The sequence below is a fragment of the Kocuria sp. ICS0012 genome (assembly GCF_001665945.1).
GTDB lineage: Bacteria > Actinomycetota > Actinomycetes > Actinomycetales > Micrococcaceae > Kocuria > Kocuria marina.
The window spans coordinates 1-14325 of record NZ_LZMM01000080.1 but is presented as its reverse complement, the minus strand read 5'-3'; the positions used below and the strand labels follow the sequence as shown (position 1 = coordinate 14325).

Annotated in this window: 14 protein-coding genes and 1 tRNA gene; 4 read left to right on the top strand and 11 right to left on the bottom strand. The window is 69.8% G+C overall.

Annotated elements, in window-relative coordinates:
- Nucleotides 1–201: 201 nt before the first annotated feature.
- Both A5728_RS12585 and A5728_RS12580 read left to right on the top strand, forming a co-directional pair.
- Entirely contained in the window at nucleotides 202–504 is a 303-nt protein-coding gene (locus A5728_RS12585; RefSeq protein ID WP_064847389.1) for a putative quinol monooxygenase, read from the top strand.
- Nucleotides 505–645: 141 nt separating this feature from the next.
- Entirely contained in the window at nucleotides 646–1776 is a 1131-nt protein-coding gene (locus tag A5728_RS12580; protein WP_197493199.1) for an FAD-binding oxidoreductase, read from the top strand.
- Between the two features lie 152 nt (nucleotides 1777–1928).
- Here the strand turns inward: A5728_RS12580 and A5728_RS14590 are convergent, their stop codons facing one another.
- The 11 genes from A5728_RS14590 to A5728_RS12530 all read right to left on the bottom strand — a co-directional run bounded on the left by A5728_RS14590 (nucleotide 1929) and on the right by A5728_RS12530 (nucleotide 11634).
- Nucleotides 1929–2252, bottom strand: a complete 324-nt coding sequence (locus A5728_RS14590; protein ID WP_197493197.1) for a transposase — start codon at nucleotides 2250–2252, stop codon at nucleotides 1929–1931.
- Nucleotides 2168–2569, bottom strand: a complete 402-nt coding sequence (locus tag A5728_RS14585; protein WP_197493195.1) for a hypothetical protein — start codon at nucleotides 2567–2569, stop codon at nucleotides 2168–2170. Before A5728_RS14585 ends, A5728_RS14590 begins: the two co-directional genes overlap by 85 nt.
- Nucleotides 2570–2754: 185 nt before the next feature.
- Nucleotides 2755–2828, bottom strand: a tRNA-Pro gene (locus A5728_RS12570).
- A gap of 135 nt (nucleotides 2829–2963) precedes the next feature.
- Entirely contained in the window at nucleotides 2964–4508 is a 1545-nt protein-coding gene (gene der / locus A5728_RS12565; protein ID WP_064847387.1) for a ribosome biogenesis GTPase Der, read from the bottom strand.
- Nucleotides 4509–4510: 2 nt separating this feature from the next.
- Nucleotides 4511–5251: a (d)CMP kinase gene (gene cmk / locus A5728_RS12560; RefSeq protein ID WP_064847386.1), complete on the bottom strand. Its 741-nt coding sequence runs from the start codon at nucleotides 5249–5251 to the stop codon at nucleotides 4511–4513.
- Nucleotides 5251–6360 (bottom strand): prephenate dehydrogenase, encoded by a 1110-nt coding sequence (locus A5728_RS12555; RefSeq protein ID WP_064847385.1) that lies wholly within the window; start codon nucleotides 6358–6360, stop codon nucleotides 5251–5253. Before A5728_RS12555 ends, cmk begins: the two co-directional genes overlap by 1 nt.
- Nucleotides 6357–7439, bottom strand: a complete 1083-nt coding sequence (locus A5728_RS12550; RefSeq protein WP_064847384.1) for a pseudouridine synthase — start codon at nucleotides 7437–7439, stop codon at nucleotides 6357–6359. The genes A5728_RS12555 and A5728_RS12550 overlap by 4 nt, the downstream gene beginning before the upstream one ends.
- 7 nt (nucleotides 7440–7446) lie before the next feature.
- On the bottom strand, nucleotides 7447–8160 hold the full coding sequence (locus A5728_RS12545; RefSeq protein WP_369795636.1) for an SMC-Scp complex subunit ScpB: 714 nt from the start codon (nucleotides 8158–8160) through the stop codon (nucleotides 7447–7449).
- A 48-nt stretch (nucleotides 8161–8208) separates the two neighbouring features.
- Nucleotides 8209–9033, bottom strand: a complete 825-nt coding sequence (locus A5728_RS12540; RefSeq protein WP_369795637.1) for a ScpA family protein — start codon at nucleotides 9031–9033, stop codon at nucleotides 8209–8211.
- 106 nt (nucleotides 9034–9139) lie between these two features.
- A complete protein-coding gene (locus A5728_RS12535; protein WP_064847382.1) occupies nucleotides 9140–10027 on the bottom strand; it encodes a ParA family protein in 888 nt (295 codons plus the stop codon).
- A gap of 176 nt (nucleotides 10028–10203) precedes the next feature.
- A complete protein-coding gene (locus A5728_RS12530) occupies nucleotides 10204–11634 on the bottom strand; it encodes a cation:dicarboxylate symporter family transporter (RefSeq protein WP_082943474.1) in 1431 nt (476 codons plus the stop codon).
- Between the two features lie 172 nt (nucleotides 11635–11806).
- Between A5728_RS12530 and A5728_RS12525 the strand changes: the two genes are divergently transcribed.
- Both A5728_RS12525 and A5728_RS12520 read left to right on the top strand, forming a co-directional pair.
- The gene (locus A5728_RS12525; protein WP_064847381.1) at nucleotides 11807–13525 is read left to right on the top strand and encodes an ATP-binding protein; all 1719 of its coding nucleotides are present in this window, start codon (nucleotides 11807–11809) and stop codon (nucleotides 13523–13525) included.
- On the top strand, nucleotides 13522–14325 hold an 804-nt coding region (locus tag A5728_RS12520), incomplete at its 3' end, for a response regulator (protein WP_156523465.1). The genes A5728_RS12525 and A5728_RS12520, both read left to right, overlap by 4 nt.

Below are 14325 nucleotides of genomic sequence, written 5' to 3'. Positions count from 1 at the left end.
TGGCACCTCTTCTCCGCGTCGTGCAGCAGCGTCCCTTCACGTGAGAACACTGTGAACGTTCCCCGAGATGCCGGGGGCGGCCCAGGACGTCGTGGTGGACGGGAACCTGATCACCAGCCGCTCGCCCGATGACCTGCCTGCGTTCTGCGATACGATGGGGGCGAAATTTGCGAGCAATTCGACCCGGGAAGAGGTGATGTCATGAGCGTGACTAAGGGACTGCTTGTCAGGCTGGAGGCCCTGCCCGGCAAGGAAGACGAGGTCCAGGAATTCCTCGGCATCGGGCGAGGGCTCGTCGAGGAGGAACCGGCCACCGTCGCATGGTTCGCGATCCGTCTCGGCCCATCCTCCTTCGGGATCTTCGACGTGTTCCCCGATGACGATGGCCGCGACGCGCACCTGTCCGGCGCAGTTGCCACCGCTCTCGGCGAGCAGACCGGCAAACTGTTCAGCGAGCCCACGATCGAGAAGTTGGACGTCCTGGGCTCCAAACTCCCCGCCTGACACCACAGACCGGGAGTACTGGCCCAGAGAGGAGGGGTCGTTGCGCGCGGTGACTTCGGGCTTACACAGCCCGCTGACGTCGTGGCAGCGGCCCCTTCTCTTGCGGCCTATCGCTAATCACCAACGGATCGAGGAACCGCGATGACAGGAACTGACGACGGCGTTGCCACGACGCGTTCACCCGAGGTAGCAGTGATCGGGGGCGGGATCGTCGGTCTGTCCACGGCGTACGCGCTGCGGGAGCAGGGCGTGCCGGTGCGCTTGTACGAGGCTGGTCTGCCCGGGACGGGTCAGTCCGCAGGCGAGTCGCGGATCTTCCGGCATGCCCATGACGACCCGCGACTGGTCGCTTTCGCGCGCGAAAGCCGCGGCGTATGGGATGAGTGGGCCGAACACTTCGACGTCGAGCTGGTCTCATCAGACGGTGTCCTGGCGATCGGAGACAGCGCCCTGGCGCGGCTGCGGGTGCTCGACCAGGTCGGCGGCGTGGAAGCGCACGAGATCGACGCGGCCGAGGTCGCCCAGCGGATGCCGCTGCTCGCTGGGTACTCGGGGCCAGCGGTGCTCGACGAGTCGGGCGGCGCGATCCGCACCCGCGCCGCGATCACGGCACTCACGGGTGCTCTCGCAGATGCGATCACCACCGGTGAGGTCATCTCCATCGATCCCCGCGCCGACGGGACGGTCGAGGTGCGCAGCGTCACCGACCGGGCTGTCTACTCCAAGGTGGTCGTGTGCGCCGGCCGCGAAACCGCCCGCCTGGCACGCAGCGTGGGCCTGTCGCTGCCGGTTCGTCTCGCCGCACACGTACGGCTGACCTTCGACGTGAAAGCCGCCGCCCCGACACGAGTCGCGTGCCTGCAGGACAGCAGCGGCGTCTTCGGCGAAGTCGGCGTCTACGCGACGCCGCTACCGGGCAACAGCAGCTATTCGGTCGGACTCAGCGACACCGTCGGCGTCCGCGACGACGGAACTTTCATCGACCCGGCGGCGATTCGATCGCTGGACGAACGCGCACGCGAATACGTGACACGGGCGCTGCCCGGTCTCCACCCAGAGCCGCGCGACTTCCTCCACTGCTGGGTGACCGACCTCCCGTGGAGTGAGGACGGCGTGGCCGTGTGGGAGGCAGGCTCTGTCTTCTTCGTGGCCGGTCACAATTTGTTCAAGCAGGCACCTGCGCTGGGTCGCGCTCTTGCCCGGGCTGCGACCGGCGGCGGTCTCCGCGCCGAGCTCACGCCCGAAGCGCGCCTCGGCGAGGCCCAGGGCTAGCCCCGGTCTTTCATGACGGCGGTCGGGATCGTGTCGGAGCCGTGTGGTCGAGTACGCCCGTGCGCGGAGTGACTGCGGGTACGACGACGGGCTCGCTGGCGCTGCCTTGCTGCGGTTCTCCGGGTGGTGATGTCGGGGGCGCACGGGCCAGCTCAGGCCGGTTGCGGGATAGCGGCGATGTGCGCGAAGACCGCGACGATCGCGGCTGCCCAGGGCCACGACTCCGGGATCTTAAGGCGACGTCGGCGTGCGCTGTGAGCGAGTCGGGCGGGCACGTGGAGGAATCGGTAGCGCAGCGCCTTCGGGTCGCAGGTTGCCAACGTGGCGGCGTCGCCGATGCAGCCGAGCAGGCGGGTCCACGCGGTCAGGTCGGCCGCGATCTGGGTGATCATCAGCCAGGTCTGGTTGATGTTGAACTCCCGCGACGGAAACCGTCCCAGGCCGCTGTCCTTGGCGCGGCGGATGCGGTCCTCCACCCGTGCATGGGCCCGGTGCCGGGCCTCGAGAAAGGCGAGCTGGCCGCCGTGGTGTTGGTGACGAAGGCTTCGTAGCGCCAGCCGTCGCGTTCCTCGAACAGAGACAGTTGCGCGCCGGGGTGGGGGCGTTCGCGGCGCACGATCACCCGCATCCCGGCTAGCCACTTGGCGAGAACCTTCGGGTCGATGAGGCCGGTCAGCTCGGCGACGTCGCCGCCCTCACGAACGCCGCCGTCGGCATCGAGTGCTGGGGTCCAGACCTTCTTCGGGACCAGATCGATGGCATCGCGGAGCTTTCCGGTGATCGCGAATCCCACGCTGTACTCGACGCTGCGGCCGCGGACCGTGCCCCGTCCGGTGAAGGAAGGGGTTCAAGGCGCTCCGTTCGGCCACAGGTGACCGCCGGCGAGAGCGCCGGGGGGACCAGAAGGGGACCACGAAAAACGACCGCCGGACATGATGAAGCCCAGGTGAGAAACCTGCTCTCACCTGGGCTTTTCTGTCGGGATGACAGGATTTGAACCTGCGACCCCTTGACCCCCAGTCAAGTGCGCTACCAAGCTGCGCCACATCCCGCGACCGTGTTCGACACCGTTTCCGGCCCCGAACACCCGAGTTACATTACCCCAACCCTGCCCGAATTTCACATCGGCGCGAGCGACTCGCGAGCCGCCCGCGCCGAATGGAAACCGAGCCAGTAGGGGCAACCACTCAGCGCTTGCGCTGGCGCTTCTCCCGCACCCGCATGGTGACCTCCAGCGGGGTGCCCTCGAAACCGAAGGTCTCACGGATCCGACGCTGGATGAACCGGCGGTAACCGGGGTCCAGGAACCCGGTGGTGAACAGCACGAACTTGGGCGGCCGGGAGGCCACCTGCGTCCCGAAGAGGATCCGGGGCTGCTTGCCACCGCGCACGGGGTGCGGGTGGGCCGCCACGATCTCGCCCAGGAACGCATTGAGCCGCCCGGTGGGGATGCGGCGGTCCCAGGAGTCCAGGGAGGTGTGCAGCGCCGGGACCAGCTTGTCCTTGTGCCACCCGGTCTTGGCCGAGAGGTTCACCCGGGGAGCCCAGGACACGTGGGCCAGATCCCGTTCGATCTCGCGTTCCAGGTAGAACCGGCGCTCGTCGTCCAGGGTGTCCCACTTGTTGAACGCGAGCACCAGCGCGCGGCCCGAGTCCACGGCCATTTGCAGAATGCGCACGTCCTGTTCGGAGAGCACCTCGTCCACGGCGAGCAGCACCACGGCCACCTCGGCGCGTTCTAGAGCGGTCTGGGTGCGCAGCGACGCGTAGAAGTCCGCCCCCTGCTGCAGGTGCACGCGGCGGCGGATGCCGGCGGTGTCGATGAAACGCCACGGTTCCCCGCCGAGCATCACGATTTCGTCCACGGGGTCACGCGTAGTGCCGGCAGTCTCGTCCACGACCACGCGCTCGGAACCGGCGAGCTTGTTCAGCAGGGAGGACTTGCCCACGTTGGGCCGCCCGATCAGGGCCACGCGGCGCGGTCCACCCTCGAGCTCGGCCTCGGCCACCTCCGAGTACTCGGGCAGCGCCGCCACGAGGGCATCCAGCGCGTCGCCAGAGCCCTTGCCATGCAGCGCGGAGACCGGGAACGGCTCCCCCATGCCCAGGGACCACAGCGCGATGGCCTCGATCTCGAGCTGCGGGGAATCCGCCTTGTTGGCCACCACGATGATCGGCTTGGTCACGCGCCGCAGCATGGACACCACGGCCTCGTCGGTCGCGGTGACCCCCACGGTCACGTCCAGCACGAGCAGCACGGCGTCCGCGTTCTCCACGGCCAGCTCCGCCTGATCGGCCACGCGCTTGTGGATGCCCTTGGCGTCCTGCTCCCACCCGCCGGTGTCCACCAGGGTGAAGTTCTTCCCGTTCCACTCCGCCTTGTAGGACACGCGGTCGCGCGTGACGCCCGGGGTGTCCTCGACCACGGCCTCGCGGCGCCCGATCACGCGGTTGACCAGTGTGGACTTGCCCACGTTGGGCCGGCCGACCACGGCCACCACGGGGTCGGGGCGGCGGGCGTCCCGCTCGTCGTCGCCGTCGACCCAGTCCGCGAGTAGCGCGGCGTCCTCATCGTCCAGCTCGTAGTCGGCCAGCCCTTCGCGCAGGGCCTGCGCACGGGCCTCGGCCTCGGCGTCGTCGATCGCGGCCAGGCGCTGGGAGATGTCCTCGTTGCCCCCGCCCAGGACGGACTGTTCGTAGGAGTCCACCGTGGGCTCGTCCGATGCGCTCATGGTTACCTCGCTTCCTCGGGGGCGTTGGCGCCCGTGTCGTGAGGCGCGGCGAGCGCCCCGTCGTGTGTGGTGGCGCGGATGATCAGGTCGATCACGCCCTGCACCGTTTGTTCCATGGTCAGTTCGGAGGAGTCGAGCAGGTGCACACCGTCCTGCGCCGTAGTGAAGTTCACCACGGTGGAGTCCTTGGCGTCCCTGCCCACCACACGGGCCTCCAGGTCCGACGACGCCGCTGCGCCCACCTGTTTGCCCCGCCGCGCCATCCGCGCGGCTTCCGAGGCGGTCAGCAGGATCCGCACCTGGGCGTCCGGGGCCACGACCGTGGTGATGTCCCGGCCCTCGGCCACGATCCGGTACCCGCTGTCCCGGATGATGTCCTGCTGCATGCGCACCAGGACCTCGCGGGCGGGGATGGTCGTGGAGACCGCAGAGACGTGGTCCGTGACCCGGTTACCGCGGATCGCCGTGCGCACGTTCTGCCCGGCCACCGTGATCCGTTCCTCGTGGGGATCGGTGCCCATCTCCAGGGGGACGGTCTCGGTTGCGGCCGTGACGGCCTGCGGATCGGTGAGATCCACCCCGGATTCGAGGCACCACCAGGTCACCGCGCGGTACATGGCTCCCGTGTCCAGGTAGGCCAGGTCGAAGCGGCGGGCCACCTCCTTGGACACCGAGGACTTCCCGGAGCCCGAGGGCCCGTCGATCGCGACCACGAGTCGCGCGTTCGTGTCCCATGCGTTCATCACTGCACCACCTTCCAGCCGCGTTCCTGCAGCTCGTCCACGAGGCCTTCCCGGCGGTTGGGATCCACCGAGGCCACGACCAGACCCACCGGTTGCCCGGGTGAGTGTTCCAGGCGCAGGTCCTCCAGATTGACCCCGATCTCCCCGATCTCCGTGAGCAACTTGGCAATGGTCCCGGGGGTGTCGTCCACGGCCACGGTGAAGGTCGCGAAGGCCCGCGGTGCCCCGCCGTGCTTGCCGGGGATCCGCGCCTGGCCCGCATTGCCCTCGGCCATGAGTTGGGCAATGTCCAGTCGCGCACCGTCCGCCGCCGGGTCCTCCAGCGTGGCGATGAGACGTTCGATGTCCTCGCGCACCTCGTACAGCGAGCGCACCACGGGCCGGGCGTTCGCGGAGAGGATCTGCACCCACAGACCGGGGTCCGAGCCCGCGATCCGGGTGGTGTCCCGCAACCCCTGCCCCGCGAGGGACAGGTGGTGCAGCGGGGTGTCCTGCAACCGGGAGGCCAGCAGGGATGACATCACCTGCGGTACGTGGGAGATCAGCGCGACGGTCTCGTCGTGTTCGGTGGGGTCCAACACCGTGATCGTGGCGCCGAGGTCCACCGCGAGGTTCTTCGCCGCCGTGATGGCGCCCGCACCGGTCTCAGGACCGGGGCAGATCACCCACGGCATGGATGTGAACAACTCCCCGCGCGCGGCCACGGGCCCGGACTTCTCCCGCCCGGTCATGGGGTGGGTCCCCACGTACCGGGTGAGGTCCGCACCGGAGGCCGTGACGGCGGCCAGGATGGGGGCCTTGACGGAGGCGATGTCCAGCACCGTGGCACCCGGGTGATCGGTCAGTGCCTGCACCACGAGCTCGGCCACGACGTCCGGAGGGGCCGCGACCACCACGAGCACGGGCTCGGGCACGTCCCCGTCCGCGGCGCGCACGCTGCGCCCCGCGCCGATGTCCTGGGCCACGGCCTCCGTGGTGGGCGAGGAGTCCCGCAAGTACACGCTCACACCCAGGTGCCGCAGGCCCAGGCCGATGCTCGCCCCGAGCAGACCGGAACCGATGACCAGCACCGGTCCGGTCGTGGATGCTGTCACGGGAACCACGATCACATCCCCACGGACGCGAGGAGGTTGCCCACCTCGGTGTGCGAGAGCTTGCGCACGGTGCCCTGGCGCTGGTCCCCGATCGCAATGGGGCCCACGTGGGTGCGCGCGAGCTTCTCCACGGGGTGGTTCACGGCGTCGAACATGCGGCGCACGATCCGGTTGCGCCCGGAGTGCAGCACCACCTCGATGAGCACGTGCCCGGGGGTGGAGTCCACAAGGCGGAAGTCGTCCACCTTCGCATCGCCGTCCTCGAGCCGGATGCCCTGCTTCATCTGATTGCCCACGCCCTTCTCCACGGGCCCGTGCACCTGGACCAGGTACGTCTTGGGGACCTCGTAGGAGGGGTGGGTCAGGCGGTTGGTGAGCTCGCCGTCGTTGGTGAGCAGCAGCAGACCCTCGGTCTCCACGTCCAAGCGGCCCACGTGGAACACGCGTTCGTGCTTGCGAGGGTCCAGGAAGTCGCTCACGCAGCGCCGGCCGTCCGGGTCCTCCATGGTGGAGACCACACCGGTGGGCTTGTTGAACGCGTAGTAGACGAGCTTCTCGTCGGTCTGGATGCGCATCCCGTCCACGTGCACGGCCTGCAGCACAGGATCCACGCGCACGCCCAGCTCGGTGACGATCTCACCGTCCACGGACACGCGCCCGTCCTGGATCATCTCCTCGCACACGCGCCGGCTCGCCACACCCGCCTGGGCCATGAGCTTCTGCAGCCGCACGCCGTTCTCGTCGTGCACCTCCAGCCGGTCCACGGGCGGGTTCTTGGGACGACGACGCCGGTGCGGGCCGTGCTCCTTGATCGCCGCCGCGCGGCGCTCGTACTTGTCCACGCCCGCGAACGCGCGGGGCTTCTGGGGTCCCTTGCGGGACGCCGCGGCCTTGGGCTTGCCCGCCGCCTTGCCGCGCCCGGCACCCGGGCCCTTGGAGTAGCCGCGCCCGGCTGCGTCGCCCGAGCGGGATCCGGAGGCCTTACCGGGACCCGAGCGGAAGCCGGCCTTGGGCCCGGATTTGGAGCCCTTGCCGCGACCCTGGGGGCCGCGGGCTCCCCCGCCGCGGGATGGGTTGTTGCGTGATTGTGCCATGCGTCGATCAGTCCTCTATGTCGTCAAGTTGGTCGGTTCCCGGCAGCAGGGGTGCGATGTCCGGGAGCTCGTCCAGCGAGCCGAGACCGAGTTTTTCCAGGAAGAGCGGGGTGGTGGAGTACAAGACGGAGCCCGTGGCCTCCTCGCGCTCGTGGGCCGTAAGCAGCCCGCGCTGCACCAGGGTGCGTACCACGCCGTCCACGTTCACGCCGCGGATCGCCGAGACACGGGAACGGGAGACCGGTTGCAGGTAGGCCACCACGGCCAGGGTCTCCAGGGCGGCCTGCGACAACCGCGAGCTGCTGCCCTCCACCACGAAGTCCGTGACGAGCTGCGCATGCTCGCTGCGGGAGTAGATTCGCCACCCGCCGGCCACTTCGCGCAGTTCGAAACCACGCACGCGGGCGGCGGGCACCGTGTCGTCACGGGAGGCCGACCGTCCATCATATCCGGCGGCGCCGTCCCGTGGTGAGTGCGCCGGGGTGTTTCCGATCACGCCGTCGTAGTCGGCCTTGAGGTGTTCCAAGGCGCTGCGTACCCGGTGCACGGGCTCGCCCGTGACGCGCGCGAACTCCTCGAGCTGCACGGGGGCCGCGGCCACCATGAGCACGGCCTCCAGGGCCGAATACAACTGCGCGTCGTCGAGCCCTGTGGGCTGTTCCGAGTCGTGGGTGTCGACGATGTCGACATTGGGGGGTCGTGCGGGGCTGGGTTCCGCCACGCGCTCATCATCTCCTTCGGTACGGTTCACACCGATCCTGTGCGGGAATCATTCTCCCAGGTTTTGCTCCCCGGCGCTCGCCGCCGGATCCGCCTCCGCGCCCGTGTACTCGCTGCTCAGGGACTCGGCGGTCCAGTCGTCGGAGCCGTCCCAGCGCACGAGCAGGGGTCCGAGCACTTCGTCCTGGCGCATGCGCACCACCCGGTCTCGGTACATCTCGAGCAGGGCCAGGAACCTCACGACGATCACGAGCGTGGACGTCGCGTCCGCGATCAGCGACCGGAACGTGTGTTCCTCGCCGTCCCGCAGCGCCTCGGCGATCGTCTCGGCCTCGTCCGCGACCCGCACCCGCGCGCCGTGGAGGTGAGCGACGTCGACCTCTTCCGGGACGTGCCGCTCGGGGTCCAGCGCCACGACGGCCAGGTGCGCGAGCTGATCGGGTGTGAGCGTCCACATGAGCGGCGGCAGGGCCGTGACGACCGCGGGGTCCAGGTCCACGTGGCGCGGGATCCGCACGGACTCCGCGGCGAAGCGCGCGTTGAGCTGCCCCGCGACCTCCTTGAACGCCTTGTACTGCAGCAGGCGTGCGAACAGCAGGTCGCGCGCTTCGAGCAGTTCGACGTCGTACTCGTCCTCGACCTCGCCGCGCGGCAACAAGCGCGCCGCCTTGAGATCCAACAGGGTGGCCGCGACCACGAGGAACTCGCTCGCCTCGTCGAGCGCCTTGGGCGAGGCGATCTCCTGCAACTCTCGCACGTACTGGATGAACTCGTCCGTGACCGCGGACAGGGACACCTGGGTGATGTCCATCTCGTGCTTGGCGATCAGGGACAACAGGACGTCGAACGGACCCTGGAAGTTCTCGAGCGCCACGGTGAAACCCGCGGCCGCCCCGGACGGCGCGTCCGACGGCTCGCCGGAGGACCCACCCGACGCCGCGTTCGCCTCGCGCTCGACGGTGCTCACGAGTGCGTGGGGATCACGGCGCCCCGCCGCGCGAGATCAGCTCGCGCGCGAGCTGACGGTAGGACTCGGCACCGGGGTGGTTGCTCGCGAAGTTGAGGATCGGCTCCGCGGCCACGGTGGCATCCGGGAACTTCACGGTGCGCTTGATGACGGTGTCGAAGACCTTGTCCCCGAACGCGTCCACGATGCGCGCGATGACCTCGCGCGAGTGCAGGGTGCGGGAGTCGAACATGGTGGCCAGCACACCGTCGATCTGCAGCTTGGGGTTGATCCGCTCCTGGACCTTGGAGATCGAATCCACGAGCAGTGCGACCGCGCGCAGCGCGAAGAACTCGCAGATCAGCGGGATGATCACGCCGTGGGAGGCCGTGAGCGCGTTGACCGTGAGCAGCCCCAGGGATGGCTGGCAGTCGATCAGGATGACGTCGTAGTAGTCCTCGACCTTGCGCAGCGCGGACGCGAGCACCTGCTCGCGGGCCACCTCGGTCACGAGCTGGACCTCCGCGGCGGAGAGGTCGATGTTGGCGGGCAACAGGTCCACGTTCTCCACATGGGTCTGCTGCACCACATCCCACACGTCCACGGAACGGTCCATCATGACGTTGTAGATGGTCAGGTCCAGCTCGTGGGGGTTGGACCCGAAGCCCGCGGACAGCGCGCCCTGCGGGTCGAAGTCCACGAGCAGCACCTTGCGCCCCAGCTCGGCGAGCGCGGCCCCCAGGTTGATCGTGGACGTGGTCTTACCCACCCCGCCCTTCTGGTTGACCATCGCGATGATGCGGGCGGGGCCGTGTTCCGTGAGCTCGGGCGGGTCCGGGAAGGTCCGCACGGGGCGGCCGGTGGGGCCTACGGCGTCCGACGCCGGGTTCTGCTGGGGCGTCTCATCACTGGCGTTGCTCACGGGCGACAGCCTTCCTTCCTGGGCGTCCGTTCAAGTCTCAACGCCCTACCCTACCGCCCGGGGGTGCACCCGACCGGTACCAGCTGCGCTCCCCCGCACGAACGTGGACATGCACCGGGCCCCACCGCGGTGACGGTGGGGCCCGGTACGGGGGCTCGGCGGCGTGACCTGGGGAGTCAGTGCTCCCGCGGGGTCACGGGCCGGGATTCCGGATGTCCCTCGAGGGCCTGCTCCGGGGCGGTCGGGGAGCCGTGCGGGTCCACCGTGAGGGATTCCTCGTCGAAGGGCTCGGCACCCGAGAGCACCCGGCGCACCCGGTCCTTGTCCACCTGCTTGACCCACGTGCCCAGCACCAGGGTGGCCACCGCGTTACCGGAGAAGTTGGTCAGGGCGCGGGCCTCGGACATGAAGCGGTCGATCCCCACGATCAACCCCACGCCGTCCACGAGGTCCGGGCGGTGGGACTGCAGGCCGGCGGCCAGTGTGGCGATGCCCGCGCCGGAGACACCGGCCGCACCCTTGGACGCGATGATCATGAACAGCAGCAGCGTGATCTGCTCCCCCAGCGCCAGCGGCTTGCCCATGGCGTCCGCGACGAACAGCGCGCCCATGGTCAGGTAGATCGCGGTGCCGTCCAGGTTGAACGAGTAACCCGTGGGCACCACCACACCCACGACCGGCTTGGACACACCCAGGTGCTCCATCTTGGCGATCAACCGCGGCAGGGCCGCCTCGGAGGAGGACGTGGAGAAGATCAGCAGGTACTCGCGGGCCAGGTACTTCATGAGCGAGAAGATGTTGACCCCGGAGACGAGCTTGAGGATCAACCCCAGGACCACCACGATGAACAGGATGCACGTGACGTAGAACGCGAGCATGAGCCCAATCATGGACACGATGGCTTTCATGCCGGTGGCACCGACCACCGCGGCGATCGCCCCGAGCGCACCGATGGGTGCGAGCCACATGACCATCATGAGCAGCCGGAACACGAGCGCCTGGATGTAGGTCACGGCCTTGAGCACGGGCTTGCCGGACTCCCCCATGGCCTGCAGTGCGAAGCCCACGAGCAGCGCGACCAGCAGGGTCTGCAGGATGTTCCCGGAGGTCAGGGCGGAGAACAGCGTGGTGGGGACGATGCCCAGCACGAAGCCCACGGCACCGCCCTCGGCCGAGTGGTCTCCCCCGGAGGCCAGCCCCGAGGAGTCGTAGTGCGCGTTGGCCAGGTCCAGTCCGGATCCGGGCTGGACGATGTTGCCGACCACCAGACCGATCGCGAGCGCGAACGTGGACATCACGATGAAGTAGGTCAGCGCGAGCCCACCCACCTTGCCCACCGTGGCGGCGTGGGCGATGGACCCCACCCCGAGCACGATCGTGCAGAAGATCACCGGTGCGATCATCATCTTAATCAGGGCGATGAACCCCGTGCCGAGCGGCTTCAGCGCCACACCGACGTCCGGGAACAACAACCCGATCAGCGCGCCGAGCACCACGCCGGCGATCACGAAGATGTAGAGGTAGTGGGTGCGGTCCTTCTTCCGCGGACCGGCGCCCGCGGCGCGGGCTCCCCCGGGGACGCTGCCCCGGACGCGCGTGTCTGACATGGTGTCTCCTGACGGATCGGAGGTGGTTCGGTGGTGGAATGGTGACCAGCCTCACGCACCATCCGCGCCCGCGTCGCGTTGTGGTCATATCGTTCATGACCGGGATCACAGTGCCCGCCGCGGACCTCCCGCTGCCCGCCCGTACGACCCGCACCATTCGCTCGGAGCCGCCATGTCCCTCGCCCGCCGTTTCCTCGCCCTGCAGTTGGGGCTCGTGGTGGTCATCTCGCTCGTGGTGGCCGGTGTGATGGTGTGGCAGACCCACACTCGGGTCACGGAGCAGGCCCAGGCGGTCACGCGGGTGGCCACGGGAACACTCGTGGACGATCCGTTCGTGCGGGACGCACTGCTCTCCTCCGACCCCCACCCGAGGCTGCAGGAGTTGACGAGCACCCTCGAACGGGACACCGCGGTGGACTTCATCACGATCATGACCCCGGACGGCACCCGGATCACCCACCACGACGAGGGCCTCGTGGGTCAGCAGTACCTGGGCGACCGTTCGCAGGCGCTGCACGGCGAGGTGCACACCGCGACCGAGGTGGGTCGGCTGGGTCCCTCCGTGCGCACGATCGCGCCCGTGCGGGACCGGGACGGGACCATCATCGGACTCGTGTCCTCGGGGGTGCTCGTGAACCGGATCGCCGCGGAGAGCCGCCACGAGCTGCCAGGACTCGCCCTGATCGTGGGTGCGCTGCTCGCGGCGGCCTCGGTGGTCTGCGTCCTGGTGGCGCGCTACCTCAACCGCGTCACGGACGGGCGCTCCCCCGAATCTCTCGTGCGCGGTCTCGCTCTCAATCGCGCGGTGCTGTCCCGCGCACGGGAGGGGCTCGTGCTGCTGGACCCCGCCGACCGCCCGGTGCTGAGCAACACGCGCGCCGGTGAGCTGCTCGGCGTCACCCCCGGCGAGCAGCGCGGCTCCTCGCCGGAGGACGCCCGCTTCGAGCCGTACGACAACGCCCGCTCCGGCCCCGGGAGCCCACGACGCGGTCGCGGTCTCTCGGGTTCACGCGGGATCGCCCGACGACGACGCCGCCCCGCCGCCGAGCCCGTGCCCCCGGCCGTGGCCGAGCTGCTCGCCCGGGCGGGCACGTTCGCGGACGAACGCTGCACCGTGGCAGGACGCACCCTGGTGGCCTCGTGCACCCGGGTCTCGGAGGACTCCGGGCTGCGTGTGCTGATGGTCCAGGACCAGACGGAGCTGAGCAGGATGTCCGGCGAGCTGGACACCGTGCGCACGATGGCCGCCGGGCTGCGCGCCCAGACCCACGAGCACGCCAACCGGATGCACACCGTGGTCTCGCTGCTCGAACTCGAGCGCTACCCCCAGGCCCGGGAATTCGCGGCCTCGACCCTCGAGGGGTCAGTGCGATTGGGTGTGACCGCCCGGGAGATCGAGGACCCGTACGTCGCGGCATTGCTCGCGGGTAAGACCGCCACGGCCCACGAACGCGGCGTGGAACTCGTGGTCGTGACCCACGAGCGGGTGCCACCGCTCGCCGTGGACCCCTCCGAGCTCGTGAGCGTCCTCGGCAACCTCGTCGACAATGCCGTGGATGCGGTCAGCGATGTCGAACGGGACGAACGTCCGGACGACGAACCGCCCACCGTGGAGGTGGAACTCGTCCCGTCCCGAGACGGGCGGTTCGTGTACCTCACGGTCGCCGACAACGGGCCCGGCATCCGACCGGACGTCCGGGAGCGGCTCTTCGACCCCGGGGTCACCACCAAGCCCGCCACGGACGCACCCCGCGGGGTGGGCCTGGACGTCGTGCGCCGGGCGGTGGAGGGCTGGGGTACAGAACTCACGGTGTCCCACGAGGCGGGCGCAGTGTTCTCGGTGGACATCCCCGCGCAGCACCCCGCCCTCGATCGAAAGGAGAACCGATGATCCGCGTGCTCGTGGTGGACGACGAAGCCCTGACGGCGTCCGCGCACGCCGAGTACGTGGCCCGCTGCGCGGGATTCGAGGTGGCAGGGGTCGCGCGCAACGGCACGGGGGGCGTGCGCGCGGTGCGGGAGCGGGCGGCGTCGTCGACCCCGGTGGACCTCGTACTGCTGGACCTCACGCTCCCGGACATCTCCGGGCTCGAGGTGGCCCGGGCCCTGCGAGCACAGCGCGCGGCCGTGGACCTGCTGATCGTCACCGCACACCGGGACGTGGCCACGGTGCGGGACGCCACCGCGGTGGGGGTGGTGGGCTACCTCGTGAAACCGTTCACGTTCGACGAGCTGCGGCGCAAGCTCGAGGCCTACGCCGCCTACCACCGGGTGCTCGCGGCGGCCACGCCGGACGACGCCGCGATCGAGCAAGCGGAGCTCGACCGGATCTTCGCCGCCCTGGTTGCTCACCCCGCTCCCGCACCGCCCAAGGGTCTCGCTCCCGACACCCTCGAAGCGGTCGCCGGCTTCCTGCGGGAGGCCCCCGACTACCACTCCGCGGGTGAGCTCGCCCGTGAACTGGGGCTGGCCCGCGTGACCGCGCGGCGTTACCTCGAGCACCTGTGCGCGGCGGGATCCGTGGAGCGGCGGGCGCGACACGGCACCCCCGGGCGCCCCGAACTGGAATACGGGTGGGGGGGCGGGGCCCCCCCGGGGCCCCCCGGCCCGGGGGGGGGGGGGGGGGGGGGGGGGGGGGACAGGGGGGGCGCCGCGGGGTCTGGGGGGGCCGCGTCGCGGGGGGGGGGCGGG

Bases quoted from the DNA above. Each gene is read 5' to 3' on its own strand.
- A5728_RS12550 (WP_064847384.1), bottom strand. From the start codon at position 7,439: ATGGCACAATCACGCAACAACCCATCCCGCGGCGGGGGAGCCCGCGGC.
- A5728_RS12585 (WP_064847389.1), top strand. From the start codon at position 202: ATGAGCGTGACTAAGGGACTGCTTGTCAGGCTGGAGGCCCTGCCCGGC.
- A5728_RS12580 (WP_197493199.1), top strand. From the start codon at position 646: ATGACAGGAACTGACGACGGCGTTGCCACGACGCGTTCACCCGAGGTA.
- A5728_RS12530 (WP_082943474.1), bottom strand. From the start codon at position 11,634: ATGTCAGACACGCGCGTCCGGGGCAGCGTCCCCGGGGGAGCCCGCGCC.
- cmk (WP_064847386.1), bottom strand. From the start codon at position 5,251: ATGAACGCATGGGACACGAACGCGCGACTCGTGGTCGCGATCGACGGG.
- der (WP_064847387.1), bottom strand. From the start codon at position 4,508: ATGAGCGCATCGGACGAGCCCACGGTGGACTCCTACGAACAGTCCGTC.
- A5728_RS12525 (WP_064847381.1), top strand. From the start codon at position 11,807: ATGTCCCTCGCCCGCCGTTTCCTCGCCCTGCAGTTGGGGCTCGTGGTG.